Here is a 26,223-nt window from a genome sequence, read left to right on the forward strand (position 1 = left end):
ATGATCTCAACGTAAATATCTTCATCTCCCGTACCTTTTCACCACCTTCACGAGTACTTCGAATAGCCTGTCAACATCTTCCCTTGTATTGTATATATAATACGAGGCACGTGATGTCGCGACAACGTTGAGGAACTCCGCGAGTGGCATTGCGCAGTGATGCCCTGACCTAACTGCCACATTGCCGTCATCCAACATCTCTGAAACATCATGCGGATGAATCGCCTGGCTCATCTGAACACCTTCGTCATGGGCAAGGTTGTTTATATCCAGAGGGGACATTTCTCCGATGTTGAAGCAATAGACTCCAGATCGAACTTCCGTATTTCTAGGCCCGTATGAAATTAAGCCGGGTACATTGTGTTCCTCCTCTTTCTTCAACGTATATCCTATAAGATCCTTCTCATGTTCTCTTACTTGATCCATTCCAAGGGTCCTGAGGTAATCCACCGCAGAAGAAAGGCCTATGGCACCATCTATGTTTGGCGTTCCCGCCTCATATTTTTGCGGTACATCTGCATATGTCGAATGGTCCTGATAAACAGCGCTTATCATTTCTCCTCCGCCCATGAAAGGGGGCATCCTGTCGAGCAGATCATATTTACCATAAAGGACCCCTATACCAGTTGGGCCAAGCATCTTGTGTCCTGAGAACGCAAGGAAATCTGCATCGATTTCCGTCACGTCAACCGGCATGTGCGGCACGCTCTGAGCCGCATCAACAACAAAAGTAGATCCATTTTCATGAGCTATCTTCCCAATTTCATTGACATTGTTTATTGTTCCAAGGACGTTTGAGCTCTGTGCTACGCTTACGATTCTGGTCTTTTTTGATAACTTTCGTTGCAGATCGTTCATATCGAGCGTCATATCTGGATTCAGCATCACGTACCGTAATTTTACGCCTTTCTCGGAGAGAAACTGCCATGGAACGATATTGGAATGGTGCTCAAGGATGGTGATAAGTATTTCATCGTCTTTTTTCAATTCTCTTCCAATGGTGTATGACAGGAGGTTAATTGCCTCTGTAGTATTCCGGACAAACACAATTTGTCTCGGATCTTTTGAATGGACGAAAGCAGAAACATTTTCCCTCGACCTCTCGTACAGATTTGTAGCTTCTTCACTCAGCCTGTAAATCCCCCTGTGTACGTTGCTATTATGGAGTTCATAAAATTCTTCCATGGCCTTTATAACCGAATACGGTTTCTGGCTCGTGGCAGCATTGTCTAAGTAAGAATATTCCGGGCCAAGTTTTTCAAAAATAGGAAAATCTTTCTTAATCTGGAGCGGAGATAACATTGGATCCCAGATCTTCTGCAAGTTTGTAAACTCTTTCCATAAAATTCTTGTCCTCAGCACTATCAAGTATGGATGAGACGAAGCCGGTAGTTATTATTCCCTTTGCAATGTTTCTCGGTATCCCGCGAGAAGTGAGATAAAATATCTGTTCATCATCGACATTGCTGATAGATGATCCATGTTTTGATCTCGTGTTGCTGTTTTTGATCATCAGGGCTGGCTTGCTGTTTGCATATCCATCCTTTGAAAGCAGAAGAATTCTGGAATCATAGAAACCTGTTGACTTCATTGAATTTTCTTCGAGATCTATGCTCCCTTTATGGATCGTAGAGCTATTGCCGGTTACAACTCCACGGACATGAATGTCCGAAACTGTTGTCTCAGCTTCCTGGAAGCTGCTATCCGTTATACTCATCTTCTGCGATCCACTGCTGAAACTCACACCAGCAACCTTGAAAGTGGACATTTCGCCAAACTGTACGGATTTATCTGTGAAAATTGTTTTATAAGCCCCCCTGTTTGCGTGGTAAAAAGCAAACTCAGAATACTTGTCCATGAATTCTTTCACGTACGTAATATCTGTAACCTCAGGGAATTTTTCCTGGAAATAATGATAGTGCACCTTTGTCCCCTCACCCAGGAAAAAGTATATCGTTTTTCCCTGTATTCCGTCGCCCTGTCCAACAGAGCTAAAGTTATCTGAATAAGTCACATTCGCATTTTTTCCAGATATTATGACATACTTCTGGGCTATTGATACATCGGATTTAATCACGTTTTCAACGTTGATCACTATATCCGTATTATCAGGAATGAAAACAAACAGGCCATTACGCCAGGCTGAGTTTATAAGGAATTCATCCCGATCGTCTCCCAATCTTGGATAAACATACTTTTCCATAAGGTCCTTGTTAGACGAGAGGGCTGATTTTAAATCAGAAACAATGATTCCCCTATCCTGAAGAGACGAGGAAAACGAAACGTTTTCATTATTTACCAAGATATCATAATTTCCAAGTGGAATACCGTCCTTACTAGTTTCCGGAAATGAACCCAGTATCATCCTTTTAAGTTCGTCCTCAGAGATCTCAACGTAATCCTTTACGGTGGGACTCTCCTTATATGTTCGAAGAGGAGCTTTAAGGAATTGAAGAAAAGCATCCCGCCTGTAACCATAAGCTTCATCGTTGAGGAGTGATTTTAAAGTTTCCTGGTATGTTTCCATATGTGATCATCCGACTGCGCCTAATTTCGTCATCTCTAGTTTTATGAGTCTGTTCATCTCAAGTGCAAATTCCATAGGTATTTCCCGCATGACATCGTCAAGGAATCCAAGGACTATCATGGAGCTTGCTTCCTCTTCGCTCAGACCCCTCGATCTCAGATATGTTAGTTCATCTGTCCCAATTTTTCCGACTGTAGCTTCATGGCCGAATGACGCGGTAGGTTCGTAGATTTCGTCATGCGGATACGTGAAACTTTGTGAATTGTCGTTTATAAGAAGGGCATCGCACTGCACATGGCTTTTGGAATATACTGCCCCTTTGTTCATTCTTAGGAGGCCGCGATATATGGCTTTTCCATCGTCTATGCTTATACTTTTAGCGACAATTTTTGAGCTCGTATACGGTGCAAGATGTAAAGCTTTGGCGCCTGTGTCTTTAATAGTACCCGGACCCGCGAGAGAGATGTTGAGATTATGAGCTGAAGCGTGGGGTCCTCTGAGATACGACGACGGGTAGAGCATTGTGATCTTTGATCCAAGAGAGCCACCTACCCATTCCATCTGTCCATTTTCATCAACCCAAGCTCTTTTTGTTGGCATGTTATATACACTCTTCGACCAGTTTTGGACGCTTGTGTACTTTGCCTTTGCATTCTTTTTAACATAGATTTCAACGATTGCACTATGCAGGGAATTCGAATCATAGCGCGGGGCAGTGCAGCCTTCTATATAATGCACTTTCGACCCTTCATCCGCTACCACTATCGTGTGCTCGAACTGTCCTGTAGCCTCACCATTCATCCGGAAATAAGTCTGAAGTGGCATGTCTATCTGGACGTTAGGAGGAACATATAGAAATGATCCACCGCTCCATACTGCACCATTCAGGGCGGCAAATTTATTATCTGAAGGTGGAACTGCCTTGCATAGATATTCTTTCACGAGATCTGGATACTTTTGAACAGCGGAATCGAGATCCATGAACAGTACACCCTTATCTTCCCAGACCTTCCTGAGGTTATGGTAAACACCCTCACTGTCATACTGTGCAACTGAACCTGCAAGATATTTCTGTTCCATCTCAGGTATGCCTAGCTTCTCGAACGTGTTCTTTATCTGATCTGGGACCTCATCCCAGTCGTTAGTCGTCTCTTCTCCAGGCCTCGTATAGTACTTGATGTTATCCCAAGCTATCCCAGAGAGATCAGGGCCCCATGTTGGCACAGGCTTTGAAAGGAATATCTCGAGAGAGCGAAGCCTGATTCTCCTCATCCAGTCTGGTTCCTTCTTTATTTCGGAAATTTCTTCTACAACCTTTTTGTTGAGTCCTCTTCCGGTTGAATAAACCGAATGTTCTGGATCATGAAACTCCCAGTCTTCCTGTTTGGTTCTCGAGGTCTTCAAATCCTCTATTAATTTTTCCATTTCAGCGTCTTTTTCATATTCTGCTTCCATTTTTTATCACCTATGCCTTTATCCAGTCATAACCTTCAGTTTCTATCTGGATTGATAGTTTTTGATCTCCGTTCATCACGATCTTCCCATTTTTCAGGACATGAACAAATCTAGGTTCAATGCTTTTCAGAATCCTCTGGTAGTGTGTTATGATCAAAAACCCAACGTCTTCATTGTATGATTCCTTTATTTCATCCGCAACCATCTTGAGCGCGTCAACATCAAGTCCGGAATCGATTTCATCGAGTATTACCATTCTAGGCCTGAGTATAGACATTTGCAAAATCTCAAACCGTTTTCTCTCTCCACCGGAAAATCCATCATTTACCGATCGGGAAAGAAAAGTCTCATCAAGGCCGACCTTGTTAAGATGTTTCTTAATTCGATCCATAAAATCCTTGATGCTTACCTGATCCTCGGGATGAACCTGCTTATAAGCCGACCTCAAAAATGTTGAAAGTTTTACACCAGGGACTGCAATGGGGTTCTGAAAGGCCAGAAACATCCCCAATCGCGCTCTTTCTTCCGGTGTTTTGTTCGTTATGTTTACGCCATCAAGCTTGATAGTTCCGCTTTCAACCTTATAATTTGGATGTCCAGCCAAAACATAACCGAGCGTGCTTTTTCCAGCTCCGTTTGGTCCCATTAAGGCGTGTATCTCTCCTCCTCTAACCGTTAGGTTTACTCCGTTCAGTATCTGCTTTCCCTCTACAGATACTACAAGATCATTTATTGTGAGTTCTGGTACGCTTGACATATAATCCGTTATCCAATTATTGTATTTAAACAATTTCTTATGTCTAAATATACTAAATTATAAGTATTACGATTCAATACATGTAAATATATGGATAAACAAAGTGAAAATTTTAGTGATGATCTCGTTCCTCTTCTTGGCATCACAAAAGCAGGTATAATAAGAGAATTGAGTTATTCTGAGTTAAGTGTGGAGGATCTTTCGCATTTATTCAATATGAACAAGAACGCTATAAACGAGCATCTGGCTTCTCTGGAACTCAAAGGTTATGTGAGCGCATATTTCAAAGGGAGTGGTCCAGGTCGTCCAAAAAAATATTACAAGCTATCAGAAAAAGGTTTTAATCTTCTTCCAAAGCGATACATGTTTCTCGCATCCCTGCTTGTAAAGGAGCTCGAAACTGAGTTTGGGCAGGATCGAGTCAACATAATTCTTGGAAACGTAGCGGACAAAATTGTTTCAGAATCAGGATGGGATCAAATGCCAAAGGATCTCACAAGAGACAAAAAAATAGATAGGTTGCACGATTTCGTTTCTGCTTTGAACAGGATGGGTTACTATGCTAAATTGGAAATAGACGGTGACGTTGTCCGGATAATAAGGCATAACTGCATATTTTATGAGCTTGCGAAAAACAACAAAAGCCTCATCTGTGGTGGTCTTGGGAACCAGATAATAAAGGAATCCATCGGAAAGGACTTTAAAATCAAAGAAAAGTTTTCCGAAGGAAGCAACAAATGTGTTGTCGAGGTTAATATTTAGCCGTTGAAGCCTAAAATTTTTTGGCAATAATTAACCGATGTTAAGGATTCTGTGTCACGGTTTTTTTCATATTATCATCTTTCCTGATCCTTTCGAGATTAACTATCATATCTCTAACCGTGTCATTTAGTGAAAATCTTGGAGAATAACCCCAGTCCTTGACCGCGTCCAAATAATCAAGGGAATGAGGCCAGGATTCGGCGATATTCTGCCTGTAATCCGGTTCGTACTCAACCGAGAAATCAGGATAGTATTCTTTGATTAGAGAATATAATTCAGACGGAGTAAAACTGAATGCAGAAACGTTGTATTCCATCCTGTACCTTAACGATCTTTCCTCAGCTTCAAAGATCTTTACGAGCGCGTCTATGGCATCTGGAAAATACATCATAGGTAAAGGAGTGTCAGGCTTGAGATAGCATTTATATTTCTCGTGGTTGACAGCGTGAACAAACATGTCCACTGCGTAATCTGTTGTACCGGCCATAGGTGGTGTCTCGTAGCTAATTATGCCGGGGAAACGCATACCCCTTACGCTGATCCCGTACCTACCTGTATAATACTGAGCCAAAAGTTCCGACAGAACCTTTGTTATGCCATACATGGTAGTAGGTCGTGTAGAATCCATTGGCTTTACCTTTTCCTTGGCTATATCGTTTCCAAAAACAGCTATTGAACTTGGTATTATGATCCTATTTACGGAGTATTTGACTGCGGCCTCCAGCACGTTAAGAGTACCGTTGCCGTTTACAAAAAAAGCTTCATATGGGTGTTTTTCTGCAGATGCTGAAAGAATAGCGCCAAGATGGAATATATCAGTCACAGATTTTTCTTTTATCGCTGTTTCTATGTCTTCTTTTTTTGTAACGTCCAGCCTGATCTTTTCAATGTCATAATCTCGATCGGAAAAGGTGATATCTGAAGCTATCACACTTGATTTTCCATATTTTCTAACCAATGCGGGAATCAGATCTGAACCTATTTGCCCTGATGATCCAGTAATGAGTATCGTAACCATACAAGTCCAATGATTATACTATACGTTTAGATTAATCTTCCACTCTTCTAATTTCTCCATGAACTATATTGAATGTGAAATCCTTCTCTAAGGTCCGGAAATCCTCCTGAGCTACGTTGATCATTTCAGTCTTCTGGCGATAAAGCACAGGTTTGAGGTCATTGAGAATACTCTCGGCATCACTTATGTTGGCTGAAATTTCATCTAAAAGTATCAAACGGGGATGAGAGAGCACAGAAGTTGCAAGCGATACCTTTAGTTTTTGTCCGGTGCTTAAATTTCTCAGCTTTCCTTTGAAATCGATGGCCATTATTCTCTTAATTTCATTGATCTCCTCCACTTTTGTTTTTCTCAAAAAGGAAAGGTGATCTTCGACGTCAAGGTTAGGGAAATATGAAAGGCGATCCAGATATATGACTTTTCTATGCTCAATTGGGATTACCGTTAAGTCGATCCCATTATGCAATATCATTCCCGAATCAACAGGGATCGTTCCGGCTAGGCATCTTAGCAGTGTTGTTTTTCCGGATCCATTTACCCCGAAAATATGAATCATTCCCTCTGCGTTCAATGATGCTTTCAATTCGAATTCTCCAAGGCGTTTTCGAATGTTGATTTCTATCATTTTAGGCACCCGACCTGTTGTTGCCCACGCCCTTGATAAACCTGGATATGAGAAGAACGATTATTGAAATCACTATCATAACTGCGGATGCAGTCACTGCCGGACCGAGGCCGTAATATCCGAAGAACTGGTAGATCAGGACAGAAGCCGGCATGACTCCTGCAAATGGAAACTGGAGGATAACGTATGCAATTATGGCAATCGAGCCAAACTCACTGATGGCCCTGCTCATGGCAGTTAACGTGGCTGAAAACAGCAAACGTGCACTATTTGGAATTACAACTCTATATAATGTCTTTATTCTTGACAAGCCAAGGCCCATGGCAAGAATTTCTGGCTCCTGTGGGTTCTGGGAAAAGACTGATTGTGCAGCCCTAATATATACCGGTGCAGAGACAAATGCAAGCGCCGTAATAAGTCCAGGTATGGAATCAAATAACCCAAGGCCTATTGAAATAAGGAATCTTCCAAACGGAGTCAATGGGCTTACGACCAGAAGGAAAGCTATTCCGACTATAGGATGAGGGATGGAAGCCGGTATGTCCGAGATCGTTTCCATTGCTGAATTGGATATACGTGAAAGGTGATATGCAAGCGGAGTGAAGAGCAAAAATACGAATAAGGCGGCTATTGCCGAGGAAAAAATAGTGAGTGCAATAGACCTAAAAACTATCGAACTGAACCCTATGGAGCTGTGGTAAATTGCGAATCCATAGACGAGAATAAAAGCAATTGGAACGATGATGAGCACCGTTACCACGATTGAAAATAATGCCAAACCATCAAGTTTTTTTATGGCTGCCATGTTCCCTCTTCGGTTAATCTATTCTTCCTGAATAGATTAATTCATGGCTCGAAAGCAGGCTCATTATCTCTGGCGGTGGCGTTGTGTCATTAAAAAGCTCCGAGTGCTGCAATGGTTTTAATTCGAATGTAGTTAATCCGTTTCGGTGGTTAAGTGAATAGTTTACAAATTCCAAAGACTCTGTTGTAAGGGTATTGTTTGCAAGTGCTGTGATATATAAGAGAACTGGAGAGCCCTTCTGAAGTCCAGCCGCAGTTGTATAATTGAATTCAGAATAAAAAGACGAAAGATTTGGATCACCAAAATTCATTTTGGTTGGGAGCTCTACCATATTAAGACCTGAGTGCACTGCAGCAGATTTATAGATGAACAGGAAACTAATTTCTCCAGTTTCAAGAGCAGGTACAAGTTGGGCAGCACTTGACCTAGTTACATTGGCGTGGTGATTGATAACTGCATTTACGAAATAATTCTCGTTTTTCTCGTACATTTTCCCTGCGATCTCTAAGCTTATCCATGCTCTGAGTCCAGCAGGATCAGTGCTCGGATCCGATATACCAAGGCTGTTTGATTTATTAGTTATAGAGGAAAGGGCGTCTACAAACTCTGAAGAATTATTTGTAATTTCAGCATGCTTCAGCAATGAGGCGATTTTGTAGTCTGTGCTATTGTTGTAATAGGCAAGCACCAGCTGATCCGATGCAAAGGCAATAGCCCACCCACTGTAACGTTCCTTAAGATAGGACTGACTGTATGGGGAAAGGGCAACGGAAATGAAAACATTTGCAGGATCTCCGGAGCCTATTTTTTGTGCATCTGTATAGGAACCGCCTCCAATTGCCGGCGATACCGGATTACCTGTGGAGTTTCTATAACCATTCAAAAGATAATTCGCCTCGCCTACGTATGCATCTGCTACGTACGAAATCAGAAGGCTTCTATTCTTATTATAAGAGTAATGAACGCCAATCCCTGTCCCAACTGCCAGTAAAGCTATAATCACGATGATAACAACGATCTTCGAATTTTTCATATGGTTGATAAAATAAATCATGTAAATAACATTTGGTTAAATTATGAAAAAGTAAACATTAATGTTTTAATAACATATGCTTCTGCTATATGGGAGAATAAGTATGCGAGATCATTTTCTTACCAAGCGTCAGATGGAAGTACTCCTTCTGGAAAAAGAGGGGTTATCTCATTTGGAAATTGCAAAGGAACTAGGCAGGACAGTCCAGAATATTTACGTGATCGATAAGCGTATACGAGAAAATGTGAAAAAGGCACAAAATACGCTATACTTATATGAGGATGCGGGTGGTGCGATTATGCTTCCATTTAAGGTACAAAGTGAATTGATTGATATCTTAAAGGAAATCATACATGAATCAGACAAAAATAGAATAAAATTAAAGGAAAATATCATCGGGTTACTCACAATCTTGAGACAGGCACTAAAATCAGACATTTCTAAGGGTCGGATAAAGAAAAATATTACCATCATGATTAGTCATGATGGCACAATCAAGATACTTTGACTCAAGATACTTTTTTCATTCTTCGAATCAATTCTTCGGCAAATTCAGAACACTTAAGGGGTTTTACATTAGAGTATCTCGCAATATCTTGAGTTACCTTATGGTCCAGGTATGCTGAATTTACCGCATTCCTTATGATCTCCGCCGGTTCTTTCCATTCCATATACTCAAGTGCCATGGCGGCAGAAAGTATGATTGATGTTGGATTGGCAACATCCATACCGGTATATTTTGGCGCCGAACCATGTATCGCTTCAAAGATTGCGTATACATCCCCTACATTTCCGCTCGGTGCCGTTCCGATACCGCCAACCTGTGCCGCAAGGGCATCTGAGAGGTAATCACCATTTATGTTTGTGGTGGCAATAACGTCGTATTCGTCCGTTCGAGTCAAAACTTGCTGAAACATGTTGTCAGCTATTCTGTCTTTTATAACGATTTTTCCTTGATATGCATCAGGCTTTTCCAGATAATCCTTCTCTGTTACAGTCTCATTTTTGAATTCAGTTGCTGCCAGCTCGTAGCCCCATTCCCTAAAAGCACCTTCCGTGTACTTCATTATATTTCCTTTGTGCATCAGGGTGACGCTCCTCCTGTGGTTCTGTATTGCATACTGAATGGCCTTTCTTACGAGTCTCTGCGACTTGAACTTACTTATGGGCTTTATACCAATACCAGAATCATTTGGAATATTCACTGATAATTCTTTCGACAGGAACATCCGAAGTTTCTCAGCTTCGCTTGAATCATATTTCCACTCATATCCAGCGTAAAGATCTTCAGTGTTTTCCCTGAAAACAACCATATCCATTTTCTCCGGGTATTTCACGGGTGACGGAGATCCAGGTATGAATTTTACAGGCCTGATGTTTGCATAAAGATCAAAATATTGCCTGAGAGTAACATTAAGGCTTCTCATTCCATGACCCACCGGTGTTGTAAGAGGGCCCTTTACCGAGACAACGCATTTCTTTAGTTTATCTAATGAATCTTGAGGAAGGGACTTCCCCGTTTCCTTGAAGGATTCTTCACCGGCTGGGACCTTCTCCCATATTATGTTTTTCTCACCGCCATAGGCAACTTCTACTGCTGCATTTACGGTAAGTATCATAGCCTTTGAAATGTCTCCCCCAATACCATCCCCTTCTATATAACCGATGGTTGGATCTTTCGGTATTTCCAATTTTTTATCCCCTGAAATTTTTATGTACGTCATAATATCTGTTCAGTATCTTCTCAAAACTCATATAACTTACTAGGATGAGGTATTGTGTTCTGAGTGATTAACTGGGATTAGTAGAACAAATCTGAACACAAAAATATGTTTAACATCTGGGAAGGCTCTAATTAGCATAAAAACTTTTATTCAGGTTTCTCTGGCCATCGGAGGTAAATGTATTTGCCCTCCACTTTCTGATAATTGTAGGGGCCAAATATCTTGTTCAAAGGACTTTAAAACCGGAAATTAGGAATATTTACATTTTCGAAAGGGCGAATAAAAATTATACACCTAAACTTCAGCTTGAATCGGAAGGATCCTGATGCACTTTGGAGTAAATGTTATTTCAAAAAACTGACAACGGGAGGAACCAAATAGAGTAAGTTTACTTTAATACAAGTATCTTGTTAATATATTTATTCGATATGTTATAGCAATGGAAATTATTAAATATGATAATTTCAGTACTCGTTTCATGGCAGAAGCAAGCCAAAAGGCAATGGAAAATGAAGTAAGGCCGAAACGCCCGTGGGGATGGGTAGTTTTGGTTGTAGTTGTTGCAGTGATTGGTTTTACGGGGGGATATATTGCACACGCCCCCACCTCAAAAACCTCAACTACAGTCAACCTGCAATTCTACGAAAGTGTAGCAGCCAGCGAAGCTAAGTACATTAACAACACATTGATTCCTCAGTTCGAAGCTGAATATCCAGGAATACACGTAACTTTTGTTAACGTAGGAAGTGGAGACGTATCGAAAGATATACTGGCCCTTGAAAAATCTGGGAAAGTAGGGAGCATAGTTGCCGGGCAGGACAACCTGGAAATAGGGCAGTTAATATATAGCTCATCAGGGAACGTACTCATGAATCTTACTACAATGGCACCTGCGCTTATGCCGCCGAATTTGATTCCCGCAGCTCAGAACCTTGTACTTTATGAGAAGCATGTTTTTGGTGGGGTTTACTTTTTCCCATTTAGAGGAAATGTGCCTCTGGTATTTTACAATAAGACTATCTTGGCAAAAGCCGGGATATCTGCACCTCCTGCGAATGACACGCAGCTTTTAAAAGACGCAATGGCATTACACAATAAAAGTCTTCCAGAAATAATGATACAAGGCGGCTCGACTTTCGGCGTAAGAACAGGCTCAAGTACTGCGACTGAGCTTTACCAATTAATGGTCCAGTATGGTGGCAATCCATTGTATATCAATGATTCAGGAGATTTACACGCAATGCAGTTTCTGAAGAACCTGAGTTCCTACTTTGTTCCTGCATATAAGACTGGTTACTGGGGGTCATACCACGGCTTGGCGGTCGGTAATTACTCCATCCTCGACTATCAATGGCCGTACATATACAACACCCTTACAAGCACGCCATACAACATGACAAACTCTACACTGGGATTCTATCCTGGGCCGGCAGGACCCGTTAATGGCAACCATTTGCTTGGCGGGGATGTCCTCTTTATTCCAAAGGGGGCAGCAAACTTACCAAGTGATGAGGCTTTCATTAGCTTCTTGCTAGGCGAGCAGGCTCAAAAGGAGACCCTTTTGAACCTTTCTTGGGTAGCTATAAATGCCGGAGCATATCAGAACTTACCAGCTAAATATAGTGCCATAGACGCTGCGTTGGGAGACGCTATTGATCAGGGAGTATTCCTCAGGAATCCTACGCCATGGATAACTGAATGGCAGACTATATTGGACCAGGATGTCTTTAATCCGCTAATTGCTAACGGGGGGTCGTATAGTTCAATAGCATCTGATCTTAGCAATGCCCACACTGCGATGTATAAATATATTCTAGCGAACTACGGATCGGCCAACGCAACGTTATATCAGGACCCGAATAACTACGGACCGATATCCGTATAATTTTTTTTTGGTGATTTTTATTGAAATGGAGAGATCAATGGTCTGCTTACTTGCTGATCGCACCAGCTGTGGTCTATGTTTTGTATTTGGCTTTTTATCCAGCTTTAGAATCTGTTCGCGGAGGGTTTGAAACTCCAATTCATCCGTTTTCTCTGTACAACTATAATTTTGTTTTGAGCACATTCGGGACAAGGCCTATACTCAATACTTTCATTGTTACGGCGGCTGCTCTTCTCTTGCAGTTTACAGTGGCATTTGTTGTCGCAAGCTTACTTTCGAAGCCATTCAGGGGCAGAAGTGCTTTTACCGCAATATTTCTTATTCCCTTTGGGGTAGCAACCATTGTTGCAGCAGTTATATTCCATAATATGTTCGCAGCGTATGGAGGATACGTCAATTCTTTCATAAGTCTTTTCGGCTTTCATGCCATTGATTGGGAAGCAACTTTTCCCAGGGCTCTTTTCGTCCTAATCCTGGCGGACTCCTGGAAAAACACTCCAATAGTGATGCTTATACTGCTCGCGGGCATGTCTACGATACCTTCTGATCTGTACAGCCAAGCCATGGTGGATGGTGCCGGTCCATTTCAAAGGTTTTTTAGGATTACCTTACCTAATATGGCCGGGTTTATTGCGATAGCCTTGATGATCAGGGGCATAAGTGAATTCAATATTTTTGCGATGGCACTACTGATATTTCCGTACCAGCTTTTAACGACGATGACTTACTCTCTTTTTGATATCGTTAATCCAAGCCCGTCTTATGCAGCAGCAACAATTTTGTTAGGTTTTGTTTTGATTTTTGCGGTACTTATAATGATATACAGATCAAAATACAGTAAGGTGTCATAAAATGGTTAGCGAATACAAAAATCCGAGGTCTAAGTATTATACGTATATAGGGGTAGCCATATTTTCATTTTTAGTCCTCTTGCCGATATATATACTTGCGATCATAGCATTTGGGGATCCGAGTCAGACCGTAGCAGCATATTATCCCGCGTTAATTCCATCGAAGTTTACATTGGTGAACTTCATCAGGGCTTTCAGTGGATACGGAAGTGTTTTGATAGCGGCATTCTACAAAAGTCTTGAGACCGCCTTTATTGTCGCTTCGCTAGCCATTCTTCTCGGGTATCACGCAGCCTACGGCTTAAGCAAACTTTCATTCAAAATCAGCAGTATACTGATTGCTTTGCTATTTTTTTCTACTATGATACCTTCACTAACAATTGCGATTCCAATTAGCGTGTCGTTTCTTAAGCTAGGTCTTTATGATTCTGCCTTTGGACTTGCACTTGCACAGGAGCTTATCGTCTTGCCATTAACTATTTTTCTAATGATGGGAGCACTTCAATCGGTGCCCAAACAACTTGAATCACAAGCAAGAGTCGATGGGGCAGGTTTTTTTCAAACACTTTATCAGGTGATTTTTCCTCTTGCAATTCCAGGAGTTATTTCTGCTTTTCTGCTCTCTTGGATGATGTCATGGGACGAGTTTACCTTTGCAGTAATATTGTCCCCTGTCCATCCGACACTTCCAATTCTCATATACTTCGATAGCACAGCGCGGGGCGATATATTGACTGCCACTTCATTCTCACTTCTTGTGACCTTACCTGTTATTGTGCTAACAATTGTGCTCTCAAAGTTCATTAAAGGCAGTTACTTGACGGCTGGTATCACGGGGTGAATAAAAAGTGAAAAATTTTTTATCTGAGGTCTCTGAATCGCCACAGTCCGCCGTACACAGGAATTTACGGGTTCTAGTGAATGCATCATTGAAAAATATTGGGCTCCCTAAAGAAATTTATTTTTTTAACTATGAGTCTAGAAAACCCACCATAATCAGTCAGATCATACTTGTTCTTCGCAGACCTCTTGTTATTTCCAGAGTATCCAGTGTAATTCATAATAATAAACATGATTCAAAACAGCTGGTGAATGGGTCTTGGTTCCCTATATTTGTTTCTTCAGAATCGGCGTCCAACAACAAATTTAATTGCGAAACTACATTATCTAAGAAAGACAAAAGAGATGCTGGACGAAATTCTGATTATGATCTTTTTTCAAATAAACTGCTGAGCGACAAAAAAAGACATAACATGGAATATCCTCAACTAATAAACTCCTATAGTACAACGATAAATCTTATGCATAGAAATAAAGCAGCAAAAGTTAAACAATGGGTGTAAAGATGGGTACTAAACTTGAATTAAGGAACATATCTAAAAGTTATGGGCGAACAAGAGTAATAGATAACATGTCCCTAGAGGTGGAAGAGGGTGAATTTTTTGTAGTTCTTGGACCATCTGGGACAGGGAAGTCGACGTTATTAAAAATCATTGTCGGTATAGAGCAACCTGATAGTGGGAAAGTTTTTATTGATGGCAAAGACGTAACCAGACTGCCTCCAAATAAAAGAAATCTTGCAATGGTTTTTCAAAACTATGCTCTCTATCCTAATTTGAACGTTTACAACAATATTGCTTTTCCATTGAAGATGCATAGAATACGGTACATCGATCGTAAGGTTAAGGAAGTTGCGGCCAAGCTTAACATTACGGAAATTCTGCAAAAAAGAATTTATCAGATAAGTGGGGGTCAACAGCAGAGAGTCGCACTTGCTAGAGCAATTGTGAGAAATCCATCGATGTTTCTACTCGATGAACCACTGAGCAATCTTGATGCGAGGGTAAGGTACACTGCAAGAAGTGAATTGAAGAAGCTTCAACAAGAACTAAATCAAACATTTGTTTTTGTAACGCATGATCAGAAGGAAGCAGAAGCTCTTGGTGACAGGGTAGGGGTATTGCACAATGGGGTCTTTGAACAAATTTCAGACTATAGAGATCTATACGAAAACCCAAAAACTGCGTGGATCGGAGATTTCGTTGGTGATTTTCCTATTAATATTATAGAACATAAAGGATTCAGACCGGAGTGGGCCAAGATAGGTTCGGGAAAATTTTCAATGAATGTTAGCTTATCAGAAAGTGTAAGTGATGTGTATTTTATTCACGGTCTTATGGACGACGGTACTGGGATAATATTAAAGAGCAATAAATTTTTTAAATCGGGTGAAGTTGTTCATTTTTCTGTGGAAAAATTTGTTGAGTTTAAGAATGCAGAAAGCGCTCCTCAGATTTCTGACTTCACGGGGAAATCTGCATAATTAGCTACAGAGAGTTAAAAAAAGGATCTATGACATCATACGAAGGATCGATAGCTAGGAAGGCAAACTTGATTTGTACTTCCTGTAGCTCATTGGTCTTGCTATCAGGAAAAATCAAAACCTGGATTCCATTCTAGACTCACATTATTATCTTATCCGAATCAGAATCTAGCGGTGTTCTCTCTTTGTCACAGCAAATCACCTATAACAGTCATGTATGGGCGTATCGGCTAATACCTGAATATACGAGGTTCATAGGCATTTTGTTATAGATGGTACTCTCAACTCCCCGAGAGGATATCCTCACTTCAAAGAGTCGCGGGAAAATCTTACTGGTATCCTGATCATTTCTTTTTTGTTTGGTTGATCAACTGACGTGCTTCACCTATGGTCATATGATGTTCGCATAACCAGTGATATATCATTAAGGGCTTCGCGTTGTTGTGTGGCAAATAATATAAGGATCAAAGCGATGATTGATTTGTGTTGTTAGGATTTTTGTTTCCGAGGGCACTATTCGATTCTAATTTTGATGCGAAATCAAAAGACTTTCATTTGTATGAGGTGCATTAATATTGATAGCTGCGGTTTTAGGTTTACAATTTGGTGACGAAGGAAAGGGAAAGATAACAGATTTTTTAAGCGATAGATTCGAGGTGGCTGTAAGGTTCAACGGCGGCGGGAATGCAGGGCACACTGTGGTAACCGACGGGCGAACATTCAAATTCCATCTTGTCCCATCCGGTTCCTTGAGATGTGAGACCGTTATTCTCGGAAACGGAATGGTGATTGATCCTTTCGCGCTTAAAGATGAGATACAGAAACTTAGAGAATCTGGGGGAAATGCTGAAATAAAGATCAGTAAAATGGCGCACGTGGTTACACCAATGCATAAAGAGCTTGATAAGAAAGAAGAGGAGATTAGGTCGAAACTGAGCATAGGGACGACAGCTCAGGGAATCGGTCCCACGTATGAGGATAAATATGCCAGAACAGGAATAAGAACGGTAGATCTTCTGAGTAAAACTATACTTGACGAGAAGGTCGAGACAATATACAGGATGAAGGAAAGCCTCCTGAAAGACACGAAATTCTCGCAACAGGCAGAAAGGGAAGCACTTTCAGCAAACCTTTTGGAGGTTGGCAAGTACGTGAAGCAATTCCTTGATTACACTGAGAATATAATTTATGAAAAATACTCTAAGGGAAAAAACATACTTTTCGAGGGTGCGCAAGGAACTATGCTCGACATAGATTTCGGTATGTACCCATTTGTTACATCATCCAACGCACTATCAGGGGCGCTGTCAACGGGATCAGGTTTCTCTTTCAGGAAGGTTGATTTCGTTCTTGGCGTTGTAAAGGCCTATACATCAAAGGTTGGTGCTGGTCCTTTTCCAAGTGAGATTAATGGAAAAGAGGCGGATCGCCTCCGTGATTTGGGTCACGAATACGGTACCACAACTGGAAGACCCCGTCGGGTTGGTTGGCTCGATCTTCCATTATTGAAATACGCAGCAAGAATGAATGATGTTGACGCCTTGGCCATAACCAAGATTGACACATTAGGTAAGATGGATAAGGTAAAAGTCTGCACTGGTTACAGGAAAAACGGCAAGAGTATAGATTATATCCCTAGGAACCTTGAAGAGGTGGAAGGCATCGATCTCGAATTGCAGGAATTTGAATCATGGGGCCAACCCAATTATGGCAAAGTGGTCGAAAATGGATTTAACGGTTTGCCAGAGAAAATGAAGGAATACATAGAATTTATAGTTGATTACCTGAAGATTCCCGTCGACATAGTCTCTTTAGGCGAAACACGCAAGATGACAATCGTAAGGGAAGGTTCCGAACTTAAAATCAATGGTAAATGAGACCGTTTTTACTCTGCCAGGTTTTCAGTAAAACGCCATAAACTATGAGGAAAAAAATATCTTTAAGAAAGAAATAAACTAACGATTCTTATGCAAAAAGAGAATGATCTATCCATAGAAAAGCATGATGCAATTAGGGCTCCTCGCGGTAACGTCTTAAATACTAAGGGATGGGGTCAAGAGGCTGCATTAAGGCTTTTAATGAATAACCTTGATCCGGAAGTTGCTAAAGACCCAGAGAATTTAATCGTTTATGGAGGTAAGGGAAAAGCTGCAAGAAACTGGGAAGCTTTTCATGAGATCGTTTCAATGCTTAGGGAACTGTACGGTGATGAAACATTATTAATACAATCTGGAAAACCTGTTGGTGCTTTCAAAACTTCAACCCAAGCACCACGGGTCCTTATAGTCAATGCACAAATTGTTCCTCACTGGGCTACGGATGACATATTTTGGGATCTTGAAAAGAGAGGATTAACTATGTTCGGCCAGATGACTGCCGGGAGCTGGATATACATTGGAACCCAGGGTGTTCTCCAGGGCACTTATGAAACTCTGCATGCGCTGGCTAAAAAGGAGTTCAGTGCTAAGGATTTAAAAGGAAAATGGATCCTTTCTTCTGGCTTAGGAGAAATGGGAGGAGCACAACCTCTTGCCATAACTATGAACAATGGAGTAGGGATAATAGTTGAAATAGATAAAACAAAAATCGATCGCAGGCTCAAAGGAAAATATCTTGACACATGGACAGACAGTCTGGATGAGGCGCTAAAGCTCAAGGATCAGGCTCTTCAGAAAGGGAAACCTCTTTCCATAGGTCTACTGGGAAACGCTGCTACTGTGTATACTGAGATACTTAGTAGAGGAATTGTTCCTGATGTCATCACGGATCAGACTGCCGCACATGACCTGAACTTGGGTTACATACCAGAAGGATATACAGTCGATTCGGCATCAGAGTTTAGGAATCGTGATAAGACAGCTTATATTAAGGCAGTCTACAATTCGATAGTGAAGGAAGTCACTGCCGTTCTCGGACTTAAGAGTAAAGGTTCCATAGTCTTCGATTATGGAAATGACATAAGGACTAGAGCCAAAGAAGCGGGGCTAGATCGGGCATTTGAGATTCAGGGATATGTTCCTGCTTATATCCGCGATATCTTTTCTGTTGGTTCAGGCCCTTTCCGGTGGGTAGCCCTCTCCGGAGATCCAGATGATATCTACAAAATTGACCAGGCTATAATAGACACGTTTCCAGAAGAAGAGCATCTAGTAGAGTGGATTAAGCTCGCAAGGGAACGTGTTAAATTTCAAGGACTTCCGGCAAGGATTTGCTACGCTGGATACCCACTCAGAGAAAAGATAGGATTGCTTATAAACGATCTGGTAAAAAGAAAGATCCTAAGCGCACCTATTGCTCTAGGCCGGGATCATCACGACACAGGGTCCGTCGCATCTCCATATAGAGAGACGGAAGCCATGAAGGATGGAAGCGATGCTATCGCAGATTGGCCAATCTTGAATGCGCTGTTGAATGCTGTCTCCGGAGCTACATGGGTCTCCGTTCATCATGGTGGCGGTACCGGCATAGGCAATTCTATACATGCGGGATTTGTAATAGTAGCGGACGGAACTGATGACGCCAGAGAGAGGATTTCACGCGTCCTGAATGGTGACAGCGGTATAGGCGTGATCAGACATGCGGATGCAGGATACGAAAGTTCTAAATCTTTAATAAAATCCGGAGTACGTTTCAAAACGCCACTATAATTTTTTGTCTGCCGGTGGTGTTTCTATCTTATTTATAATTCCTTCTTACCCATCTTCTTTTTAAAATCTGTACAACGTATGACAGACAAAGTTTATATTCTTGTCTGACATTATTTATTTCCTATCAATGGGAAGAGAAAATATGAAGATCATGCCAAAAGGGTCTCAAATAACAAATATTTTGATTATAGAATTGTCTACGATGATTGTTGCCATAGCACTCGCTTTCAATGCAGAATATCTCAACGGGCTTGGTATGATCAAGGTTATTATGTTTATAATGACCAATATAATTGTGATATGGTTCTGGTGGCAATATGTAATGGATCGTCTACGATTCCCTCCAAAAGACACGTTCTTTCCAATATTAGACGTTATTGTGCTGGTCATGATATCCATGATTCCTTTCGTCATAGAACGCGAAACAATTACTTTTGCTCTCGGTTTCTTCATCGTTTTCCTTGTCGCATGGACCTTCCTGATGAGAATGATAAGAGAAGACTATAGGGCGCAGTATTTTGGTTCGGTGTATTCGGATTTCAATTTTGAAGCCATCCAGAGATACTCTGTAGTTGGTCTTTTCATGGCCAGCTATTACACGGGGATGATTTCATCTGAGCTTGCAATGCTGGTGCTCATGGTGTGTACAATTGCCATGATAACCTGGAATCTCTCACCGTTGATCGTAAAATCATACTCGAAAATCAGAGATCCCAGTAAACAGTTCATGGCTCTCTTTAGGTTCAACAGATGAATTTTATGTTCAAATAAAAAATTATTAGTGCGGAGGGCCGGATTCGAACCGGCGAACCCCTACGGGAATGGACCCTAAATCCATCGCCTTTAACCTAGCTCGACAACCTCCGCAATAGTATCCTGCATTAACGGAAGGTATATTAAAAGTATTCAAAATTCGCAAAAGGACGAATCGACTTCATCTTTATTTTACATTCTTGAGGCAATTAAGCCGGCATTAGTGGTGAAAATTCTCAATCGAAGTACCTCCTTCGTCCGATTTTTTTCCGTCTCTGTAACAAAATAGATAGCCTCAGAATATATCCTTTACCTGCAAATATATGGTAAAAGGCAAGTTTGAAGTGGGAGAGAATGAAAAACACATAATAGCTGTTAACGCGAATCCCTTTCTTAAGTATATTCGAATAGAAGTCGATGGCAAAATGGTGATTGATGCATCAAACTTTGTACCGTCGAGAGAGTTTCATCTAGATGTTGGGGAATTAGAGAAGCATCAGGTGGAAATCCATATTAGGGCATTTTCACCGGTAAAACTATTAGTTGACGGAAAAGAAACTCAAGAAATCTGAAAATAAAAATTATGTGTCCAAGATATGTGAGATACACTCATTTTTAGAAAATAAAAGAAAAAAATATCTGGCCTTAAATTTTAATGGTAGAAGAGAACTGAATTAAGCCATGAAGCGCATCTTTCATTGAACCATTATTGACGGTGGATAACATACATACGGTGCAGCATGTGATTCATTTAACTTTAAATACACATATAGGGAGTTCACTAAAGAATAAGGTAAATGGGAAATGAACATACAATGGTTCATATGCGTGCGGGAGGGCATCAAAGGCGCCTAACATATTAGTTGATGTTTTTCTATACCATAGATTATTAATGGAATTATGGAATTTAGCGACAGGACAGTTTTCGCGATAATCGCTTGTATGGTGATCGTATTTGGTGTAGGTGTTAGCCTTATAGAGATGCATCCTAATGTGTTAGCCGGTCCAAAAGGGCCTGTTAATATCGAACTCGAAGTCACAGATCGGTACTATAATTCTACTTTGGGATATCAACCGTCTTATTTTGTTGTTGTCAACGGCAAACTTACCTCGTCTGCCACGATAAACATCCCAGACTATACGGTCATAAATCTGACAATCGTTGACAAAGGAAAAGGTTATAATCCAATCATGTCACAATTTTTGAACGTTACAGGAACAATAAATGGAAAAATGATACTTCGTAACCTTACTGGAAATGCCACAGTTGTGGCATCCCATGTCAATGCGCTGGGTCATAGCTTCACAATAATGAAAGGTTCTTCGGTTGTTGTTAATTTACCAGTAGTACCTATGCACATTACCAATGCCAAATTCATACTTCCTTCCGGCGTCTTTACATGGCAATGTGAAGCTGAATGTGGTGGTCACGGAAATCCCATGGGGCCTCCAATGGGGGTAACTAGCTGGATGGATGGAACAATAATATCTGAATGAACGATACATACAATTTCTCTCTATATTCTCTGTTCAATCGAGGAATCTTTCGAATTTTCCCGATACTGTTATCATCTGACAAGTTAATGTGACTTCCGTAACATTCACAAATATCTAGGTGTTTCACAATAATGGATCTGTCGTCTGCATTCACAGATATTATTAATGAAAAGAAAATACTAGTACTTCACTTGAATCATAAACTGGAAACATTTAGTAAGGTTTTTAGTAAATTTGAAGTAATAACCGCTCTAGATTTTCTGAAACATGCTTGCGATAAGTTTCAAATTCCCGAATTGTTCCTTAACACTGATGAAACAGCTATCAAAGATGACAAGTTGTATAATTATTATAAATTAAAAGAAAATCGGCGCAAAGAAAGAATAGCGCCACCCTCAAAACTTGATAAGAAGTTTGAGGACCAATTTGCAAATTATATTCTAAATGTAAGTCCAATGAGGATTGAATCCCCTGATGTATTTATGAACGAAGAAGCTACAAAGTCTATCAGAGCAAGTGGCAAGAAGATTCTCTTCATCACTGGGTTTTTCACAGAAGTTGATGTTTTACGTAGCTCTGCCTCGGCATTGGATCATGGTTATATCCCGTTTGTAATTTCAGATGCTACGTCTACATATTCAGAGAGGGTGTACTATGAGGCATTGGATATTATCTCGCAATATAACGAAGTAATAGACTCTAGGGATCTGATGAAACTATGGCCAGAGGTGGTTGATTGAAAAATTCGAAACATGTGATATTTATAGGTGGCATACCGGGCGTGGGCAAAACCAGTATTTCCGGTTATCTCGCGAAGGCGCTTAACATTGATATAGTACTTTCTGGCGATTACCTAAGGGAGTTCATGAGACCATTTTTCCCAGACGATAGTGTAATTCAGAACAGCGTTTATGATGCTTGGAAGCAATTCGGAACTGATAGCAGGGAAAACATAGAGAAAGGATTCATAGAGCAGGCGAAGCTCATAAACAAGGGCTTTAATTCGATCTTCAAACGCGCAATAAGCAACGGCGAGAGTGTTATTCTTGAATCTCTTTATTTTCTCCCGTCACTCATAGACCCTGACATAAAAGACAAGCTTATCATGCTGTACCTTTATGTCGAAAACGTGGAAGAAAATGCGAAGAAGCTACTTGAAAGGACAAAGTACACCCACTCAGAATCTCCAGGAAATCGCCTCGCTGATCAGTTGCCAAGATACAGGATTCTTATGGACACGTCAATGAAGGAATGCAAGGCCTTCAATGTTCCTGTTTTTGATACTACAGATTATTATGCATCAAGGATGAAAATTTCGCAGTATATACGTGGCAAAGAGTGAACCACGCGATTAACGATTTAAATGACAACATTAATTAAACAAATGAGCATTAATAAATTATAAATCTAATATAAATTCGAATGGGATCATAACCCCCCTTAGGTGGAAATAAGACATGTCTGATGAATCGTCATTTAAAAGGATCGAATCCGAACTTGTCGAAAATGGTATAATCAAAGGATTTCATAGCCATGAACCGTTCATCGAGGACAGACAAAAGTCTTACGGTATCGGTTACCCCATTACTGGTATTGAAAAGTTTCTTGGTTACTTTGACAAATCAATAAACATTGCAAACTTTCCATCCATTTCCTTGCTGACAGATTTTAGCGTTGCCCTTTCAGAATGTGTATTCTTTAAAGAGACTGGCAAAGACCGTGTAATACTCGATGGTGAGGAGAAACCCGTGTATACAGAGAGAGCAAGACGGGCGCTTGAATTTTTCAAAAACGTTTACGATATAAAAGGATCCTTTCAGTTCAGAATAGATCGTAAGAGAAAGTACAGATCCGCTAAGGGTCTTGGTGAATCCGCAGCTATTGCTGCTGCAACTGCGAGATCGTTAGTTTCTAATGTCTTCGGTGATGATGCACTAAAAGAGACGTCAATGATCTCTAGGTTGGCCAGATTGGTTTCTGGTTCTGGAACACGTTCTGTTTCTGGAGGCATTTCAATTTGGATGTCATATCCATATATTCGGGAAGAAACAAGCTATGGGTCGAGGCTCCCGATTGATGTTGGCAAAATACATTTTGGTTGTTACCCATTTCCATCAGTGATTCAGACCGCGAATGCGCATGAAACGGCAATCTTGTCATCGTTTTACTCAGGATGGATGGCGATGAAGGCCGGTGAGATAGAAGACATTATTCGCAGTGGATATGCTATCGATAATCTCCTTCATATTGCTCAACAGGAAATGTACAGAATGCATTCTGTTCTGCTTTCCCAGGGTGTGTTCATCCATTCACCACAATCGTTGAAAATTTTGCTAAGCTTCATGGAATTTCAGAAAAAGAATGAAGGCATATACATAACTGCTGACACTGGCCCAAGCCTTGTCCTCATGAGCTTGGATAAGGGACTGATCCAGGAGTTTATAGAGAAGCAGAAAGCAGAATTTATATGGGGAGAAAGCCCTGGTGATCCTGGCTCTTCTTCAGAACAACTAAGAGCATTCGATAAGTTCAATACCCATGCATGAATATTTTAAAGTGTGGATAAAGCACAATTTTTCAAGATGACCGTGTATAAGGATATTCCCGAACTTCCTCTTTCCACATTACGTTATGTTTCTCAAAAGTTCGGTCTAGCAGATGTTACGGATTTTGATCCCAAGGGCGACATGTCAGGAGAGGGTATATCATGGAATATTATCTCCCAGGCTGTTTTAGTAAGAGACGATTACTCGTGCAGAATATGCGGCGCGAACTCTTTGAGTCCGGTTGATTCTTCGAGGAACTACGACAAAGTACATTTCTCAGTTGAGGTTCACCACATAATCCCGAGAAAAGACGGAGGAAAAAATACGTTCAGAAACCTGATAACTCTGTGTGAAAGCTGCCACCATAAAACCTTCTCAAATCAGTACTCGGGAATACCTGGCGAGAATTCAACCAGTCTCGACATGTTTTATGGAAATGTCTGGATGGTCGTTCCATCTGGGTTGGAAAATAATGTTAGAAAAATTGAACGTGGCGTAATACGGGATTATGGTATCGTATTAGATCTAGAAGATGGCATTAAGCGTGTAACACGTATAATGGGTGAAAAGATCAATGTCTTTGTCGTGAAGATCTCAATAAACGACTTTCTTGATATAGCTGAACTGGCCAGAATGACATTATCCGCGGTCGATTACATCTCGTTGTTTGTTAAACTGAGCAACGGAAGAGAAATCGTTGCAAGATGCTTAAAGTCAGATGATAGCATTCTTGTCTAGAGAACTAAATTTTCATGTTGCACAGATCTGTTTCGTATTCCCAGTGAAGATGTTTTGATTACTGCACCGTTGTATAATTCAGTTTCATCCTTGTTAGAGAAGAGAGCTTCAACAACCCGCCCTATACTGTCGGCTTTCATGATTCCGCTTCCACTTGTGCCTGTGGCAACTATAATATTTAGTTCCCTGAATATGTAAGGTGTCATGTCTATAGTATTATAGGAATAATATCCCGCCCATTTCCCTGTAATTTTTGCATCTCCAAGCGAAGGAAAATATGAACCAAGGATCTGAGCTATGTTATATGTGTAGAAATCGTCTTCAGCTTGTGGATCGTCTTCAAGAGAGAAACTCCTGTTGTAGTCGTCGGCACATCCTATCCACAGCGAATGGTACTTTGGAGCGGGCCTTATGTAGACTCCATGAGCGGGTAGTATCGTGAAAGGAAACACGTTTTCCAGGTTCTCCTTCCATGAGCTTAAAATTTTTTCTACAGGGCTTCCGCTAAGCTGAAATATCTGTCTCTTTTTTGGCCTGACGTGAGAATCTATACCTGTAGGTTCAAGAAGCTCTGTTGTCCAGACATCAGATGCCAGAATGAGGTTGTCGAATCTAATCTGGTCAGCTTCTGTTTCTATAGACTTAAGTGTAAATTCCTGCCAGATAAACGGTTCCCCAGGAAAGTCAAGTTTATCTCTCGCGTCAAGTCTCAATGGCTTTACTTTGGAATCAAATTTGAACTTAACACCCTCATTTACCGCAAGATTGTAGTAGTGTTCAGCAACAAGTTCCGGCTCAATAATACCACAATTTTCGCCTACTAATGCGATATCAATATCGTCAAGATTAAGCAGGGACTTAACCTCGGATGGTAGTTTTGTGCGTAAAAATTCATACTTTTCTAGATCCTTTAAGTGAAGTTCCCTTACAGGTGTCTTTTCAGACAGATCTTTTAGGTATTTTATGTTTGAATTATCCTGGTTAAGAAGAAACATATATCCAACAAATTTCATTCCAATGTCGATCCCTTTGTTTTGAGTATCTGAGTAGAACTTTATTGACGAATTGGAAAGTTTAAAGTTTATGTCAGATGTAAAAAGGTCTCTAAATCCAGCAGCGCTTTTTCCTGTATTTCCTTGTCCGAATGTGTGTGCTCCGTCAACAACCAGTACGTCCTTTTCTGGATGATTTTTCTTTATGTAGTACGCTGAAGATAGTCCTACTATTCCTGCGCCAACTATAACGACATCGGCACTGAGATATGACACTTGTGGTAA

At 40.8% G+C, this 26,223-nt stretch carries 25 protein-coding genes and 1 tRNA gene; 15 read left to right on the forward strand and 11 right to left on the reverse strand.

The genetic code is table 11. The features are described 5' to 3' along the window. Positions 1–21: 21 nt before the first annotated feature. Genes LVQ96_01370 through sufC form a run of 4 tightly spaced genes read right to left on the reverse strand, consistent with a single transcriptional unit; the run spans position 22 to position 4,739 of the window. Positions 22–1,302: an aminotransferase class V-fold PLP-dependent enzyme gene (locus LVQ96_01370; protein MCW6169804.1), complete on the reverse strand. Its 1,281-nt coding sequence runs from the start codon at positions 1,300–1,302 to the stop codon at positions 22–24. Next, on the reverse strand, positions 1,280–2,527 hold the full coding sequence (locus LVQ96_01375; GenBank protein ID MCW6169805.1) for a SufD family Fe-S cluster assembly protein: 1,248 nt from the start codon (positions 2,525–2,527) through the stop codon (positions 1,280–1,282). Before LVQ96_01375 ends, LVQ96_01370 begins: the two co-directional genes overlap by 23 nt. Positions 2,528–2,533: 6 nt before the next feature. Further along, positions 2,534–3,952 carry a Fe-S cluster assembly protein SufB gene (gene sufB, locus LVQ96_01380; GenBank protein ID MCW6169806.1) on the reverse strand — a complete coding sequence of 473 codons (1,419 nt, stop codon included), beginning with the start codon at positions 3,950–3,952 and terminating at the stop codon, positions 2,534–2,536. Between the two features lie 40 nt (positions 3,953–3,992). Next, a complete protein-coding gene (gene sufC / locus LVQ96_01385; protein ID MCW6169807.1) occupies positions 3,993–4,739 on the reverse strand; it encodes a Fe-S cluster assembly ATPase SufC in 747 nt (248 codons plus the stop codon). 90 nt (positions 4,740–4,829) lie between these two features. Here sufC and LVQ96_01390 point away from each other — a divergent pair, with 90 nt between their 5' ends. Beyond that, positions 4,830–5,501 (forward strand): ArsR family transcriptional regulator, encoded by a 672-nt coding sequence (locus LVQ96_01390; GenBank protein ID MCW6169808.1) that lies wholly within the window; start codon positions 4,830–4,832, stop codon positions 5,499–5,501. A gap of 40 nt (positions 5,502–5,541) precedes the next feature. On the opposite strand, the gene LVQ96_01395 is transcribed toward LVQ96_01390, so the two are convergent. The 4 genes from LVQ96_01395 to LVQ96_01410 are packed head-to-tail and all read right to left on the reverse strand — an operon-like array spanning position 5,542 to position 8,982. Next, positions 5,542–6,519 (reverse strand): NAD-dependent epimerase/dehydratase family protein, encoded by a 978-nt coding sequence (locus LVQ96_01395; protein MCW6169809.1) that lies wholly within the window; start codon positions 6,517–6,519, stop codon positions 5,542–5,544. 31 nt (positions 6,520–6,550) lie between these two features. Beyond that, complete coding sequence (locus LVQ96_01400; GenBank protein MCW6169810.1) at positions 6,551–7,144, reverse strand: ATP-binding cassette domain-containing protein; 594 nt, start codon at positions 7,142–7,144, stop codon at positions 6,551–6,553. Between the two features lies 1 nt (position 7,145). Next, a complete protein-coding gene (locus LVQ96_01405; GenBank protein MCW6169811.1) occupies positions 7,146–7,949 on the reverse strand; it encodes an ABC transporter permease in 804 nt (267 codons plus the stop codon). A 13-nt stretch (positions 7,950–7,962) separates the two neighbouring features. Beyond that, positions 7,963–8,982 carry a substrate-binding domain-containing protein gene (locus LVQ96_01410; protein ID MCW6169812.1) on the reverse strand — a complete coding sequence of 340 codons (1,020 nt, stop codon included), beginning with the start codon at positions 8,980–8,982 and terminating at the stop codon, positions 7,963–7,965. Positions 8,983–9,085: 103 nt separating this feature from the next. On the opposite strand from LVQ96_01410, the gene LVQ96_01415 reads away from it, so the two are divergent. Continuing rightward, on the forward strand, positions 9,086–9,490 hold the full coding sequence (locus LVQ96_01415; GenBank protein ID MCW6169813.1) for a Tfx family DNA-binding protein: 405 nt from the start codon (positions 9,086–9,088) through the stop codon (positions 9,488–9,490). Between the two features lies 1 nt (position 9,491). On the opposite strand, the gene icd is transcribed toward LVQ96_01415, so the two are convergent. After that, positions 9,492–10,706: an isocitrate dehydrogenase (NADP(+)) gene (icd, locus tag LVQ96_01420; protein MCW6169814.1), complete on the reverse strand. Its 1,215-nt coding sequence runs from the start codon at positions 10,704–10,706 to the stop codon at positions 9,492–9,494. Between the two features lie 478 nt (positions 10,707–11,184). Here icd and LVQ96_01425 point away from each other — a divergent pair, with 478 nt between their 5' ends. The 7 genes from LVQ96_01425 (at position 11,185) to LVQ96_01455 (ending at position 20,166) form a co-directional block, all read left to right on the forward strand. Then, positions 11,185–12,591 carry an ABC transporter substrate-binding protein gene (locus LVQ96_01425; protein MCW6169815.1) on the forward strand — a complete coding sequence of 469 codons (1,407 nt, stop codon included), beginning with the start codon at positions 11,185–11,187 and terminating at the stop codon, positions 12,589–12,591. A gap of 20 nt (positions 12,592–12,611) precedes the next feature. Further along, positions 12,612–13,442 (forward strand): sugar ABC transporter permease, encoded by an 831-nt coding sequence (locus LVQ96_01430; protein ID MCW6169816.1) that lies wholly within the window; start codon positions 12,612–12,614, stop codon positions 13,440–13,442. 1 nt (position 13,443) lies between these two features. Further along, positions 13,444–14,283: a carbohydrate ABC transporter permease gene (locus LVQ96_01435; protein ID MCW6169817.1), complete on the forward strand. Its 840-nt coding sequence runs from the start codon at positions 13,444–13,446 to the stop codon at positions 14,281–14,283. Between the two features lie 504 nt (positions 14,284–14,787). Then, positions 14,788–15,765, forward strand: a complete 978-nt coding sequence (locus tag LVQ96_01440; GenBank protein ID MCW6169818.1) for an ABC transporter ATP-binding protein — start codon at positions 14,788–14,790, stop codon at positions 15,763–15,765. A gap of 575 nt (positions 15,766–16,340) precedes the next feature. Beyond that, positions 16,341–17,642: an adenylosuccinate synthase gene (locus LVQ96_01445; GenBank protein ID MCW6169819.1), complete on the forward strand. Its 1,302-nt coding sequence runs from the start codon at positions 16,341–16,343 to the stop codon at positions 17,640–17,642. Between the two features lie 90 nt (positions 17,643–17,732). Further along, positions 17,733–19,412 carry a urocanate hydratase gene (hutU, locus tag LVQ96_01450; GenBank protein MCW6169820.1) on the forward strand — a complete coding sequence of 560 codons (1,680 nt, stop codon included), beginning with the start codon at positions 17,733–17,735 and terminating at the stop codon, positions 19,410–19,412. A gap of 127 nt (positions 19,413–19,539) precedes the next feature. Further along, positions 19,540–20,166 carry a hypothetical protein gene (locus LVQ96_01455; GenBank protein ID MCW6169821.1) on the forward strand — a complete coding sequence of 209 codons (627 nt, stop codon included), beginning with the start codon at positions 19,540–19,542 and terminating at the stop codon, positions 20,164–20,166. A 28-nt stretch (positions 20,167–20,194) separates the two neighbouring features. Here the strand turns inward: LVQ96_01455 and LVQ96_01460 are convergent. Then, positions 20,195–20,279 (reverse strand) — tRNA-Leu (locus LVQ96_01460). 209 nt (positions 20,280–20,488) lie between these two features. Here LVQ96_01460 and LVQ96_01465 point away from each other — a divergent pair. The 6 genes from LVQ96_01465 to LVQ96_01490 all read left to right on the forward strand — a co-directional run bounded on the left by LVQ96_01465 (position 20,489) and on the right by LVQ96_01490 (position 24,946). Further along, complete coding sequence (locus LVQ96_01465) at positions 20,489–20,737, forward strand: hypothetical protein (GenBank protein ID MCW6169822.1); 249 nt, start codon at positions 20,489–20,491, stop codon at positions 20,735–20,737. Positions 20,738–21,065: 328 nt separating this feature from the next. Continuing rightward, the gene (locus tag LVQ96_01470; GenBank protein ID MCW6169823.1) at positions 21,066–21,662 is read left to right on the forward strand and encodes a hypothetical protein; all 597 of its coding nucleotides are present in this window, start codon (positions 21,066–21,068) and stop codon (positions 21,660–21,662) included. A gap of 131 nt (positions 21,663–21,793) precedes the next feature. Beyond that, the gene (locus tag LVQ96_01475; GenBank protein MCW6169824.1) at positions 21,794–22,402 is read left to right on the forward strand and encodes an isochorismatase family protein; all 609 of its coding nucleotides are present in this window, start codon (positions 21,794–21,796) and stop codon (positions 22,400–22,402) included. Continuing rightward, positions 22,399–23,004, forward strand: a complete 606-nt coding sequence (locus LVQ96_01480; GenBank protein MCW6169825.1) for an AAA family ATPase — start codon at positions 22,399–22,401, stop codon at positions 23,002–23,004. The genes LVQ96_01475 and LVQ96_01480 overlap by 4 nt, the downstream gene beginning before the upstream one ends. Positions 23,005–23,119: 115 nt before the next feature. Further along, a complete protein-coding gene (locus LVQ96_01485; GenBank protein MCW6169826.1) occupies positions 23,120–24,208 on the forward strand; it encodes a mevalonate pyrophosphate decarboxylase in 1,089 nt (362 codons plus the stop codon). 12 nt (positions 24,209–24,220) lie between these two features. Beyond that, positions 24,221–24,946, forward strand: a complete 726-nt coding sequence (locus LVQ96_01490; protein ID MCW6169827.1) for an HNH endonuclease — start codon at positions 24,221–24,223, stop codon at positions 24,944–24,946. Here LVQ96_01490 and LVQ96_01495 read toward each other — a convergent pair. Then, a complete protein-coding gene (locus tag LVQ96_01495; GenBank protein ID MCW6169828.1) occupies positions 24,943–26,214 on the reverse strand; it encodes an FAD-binding oxidoreductase in 1,272 nt (423 codons plus the stop codon). The two genes, LVQ96_01490 and LVQ96_01495, sit on opposite strands and share 4 nt — an antisense overlap. Positions 26,215–26,223 lie beyond the last annotated feature (9 nt).

The sequence above is a fragment of the Thermoplasmatales archaeon genome, from assembly GCA_026127925.1.
Taxonomy (GTDB): domain Archaea; phylum Thermoplasmatota; class Thermoplasmata; order Thermoplasmatales; family Thermoplasmataceae; genus JAKAYB01.

What these genes read in the sequence shown, in the direction of transcription:
- LVQ96_01370 (MCW6169804.1), bottom strand. Translation starts at nt 1,302, where the DNA reads ATGTTATCTCCGCTCCAGATTAAGAAAGATTTTCCTATTTTTGAAAAA.
- LVQ96_01375 (MCW6169805.1), bottom strand. Translation starts at nt 2,527, where the DNA reads ATGGAAACATACCAGGAAACTTTAAAATCACTCCTCAACGATGAAGCT.
- sufB (MCW6169806.1), bottom strand. Translation starts at nt 3,952, where the DNA reads ATGGAAAAATTAATAGAGGATTTGAAGACCTCGAGAACCAAACAGGAA.
- sufC (MCW6169807.1), bottom strand. Translation starts at nt 4,739, where the DNA reads ATGTCAAGCGTACCAGAACTCACAATAAATGATCTTGTAGTATCTGTA.
- LVQ96_01390 (MCW6169808.1), top strand. Translation starts at nt 4,830, where the DNA reads ATGGATAAACAAAGTGAAAATTTTAGTGATGATCTCGTTCCTCTTCTT.
- LVQ96_01395 (MCW6169809.1), bottom strand. Translation starts at nt 6,519, where the DNA reads ATGGTTACGATACTCATTACTGGATCATCAGGGCAAATAGGTTCAGAT.
- LVQ96_01400 (MCW6169810.1), bottom strand. Translation starts at nt 7,144, where the DNA reads ATGATAGAAATCAACATTCGAAAACGCCTTGGAGAATTCGAATTGAAA.
- LVQ96_01405 (MCW6169811.1), bottom strand. Translation starts at nt 7,949, where the DNA reads ATGGCAGCCATAAAAAAACTTGATGGTTTGGCATTATTTTCAATCGTG.
- LVQ96_01410 (MCW6169812.1), bottom strand. Translation starts at nt 8,982, where the DNA reads ATGAAAAATTCGAAGATCGTTGTTATCATCGTGATTATAGCTTTACTG.
- LVQ96_01415 (MCW6169813.1), top strand. Translation starts at nt 9,086, where the DNA reads ATGCGAGATCATTTTCTTACCAAGCGTCAGATGGAAGTACTCCTTCTG.
- icd (MCW6169814.1), bottom strand. Translation starts at nt 10,706, where the DNA reads ATGACGTACATAAAAATTTCAGGGGATAAAAAATTGGAAATACCGAAA.
- LVQ96_01425 (MCW6169815.1), top strand. Translation starts at nt 11,185, where the DNA reads ATGGCAGAAGCAAGCCAAAAGGCAATGGAAAATGAAGTAAGGCCGAAA.
- LVQ96_01435 (MCW6169817.1), top strand. Translation starts at nt 13,444, where the DNA reads ATGGTTAGCGAATACAAAAATCCGAGGTCTAAGTATTATACGTATATA.
- LVQ96_01440 (MCW6169818.1), top strand. Translation starts at nt 14,788, where the DNA reads ATGGGTACTAAACTTGAATTAAGGAACATATCTAAAAGTTATGGGCGA.
- hutU (MCW6169820.1), top strand. Translation starts at nt 17,733, where the DNA reads ATGCAAAAAGAGAATGATCTATCCATAGAAAAGCATGATGCAATTAGG.
- LVQ96_01455 (MCW6169821.1), top strand. Translation starts at nt 19,540, where the DNA reads ATGGGAAGAGAAAATATGAAGATCATGCCAAAAGGGTCTCAAATAACA.
- LVQ96_01465 (MCW6169822.1), top strand. Translation starts at nt 20,489, where the DNA reads ATGGTAAAAGGCAAGTTTGAAGTGGGAGAGAATGAAAAACACATAATA.
- LVQ96_01470 (MCW6169823.1), top strand. Translation starts at nt 21,066, where the DNA reads ATGGAATTTAGCGACAGGACAGTTTTCGCGATAATCGCTTGTATGGTG.
- LVQ96_01475 (MCW6169824.1), top strand. Translation starts at nt 21,794, where the DNA reads ATGGATCTGTCGTCTGCATTCACAGATATTATTAATGAAAAGAAAATA.
- LVQ96_01485 (MCW6169826.1), top strand. Translation starts at nt 23,120, where the DNA reads ATGTCTGATGAATCGTCATTTAAAAGGATCGAATCCGAACTTGTCGAA.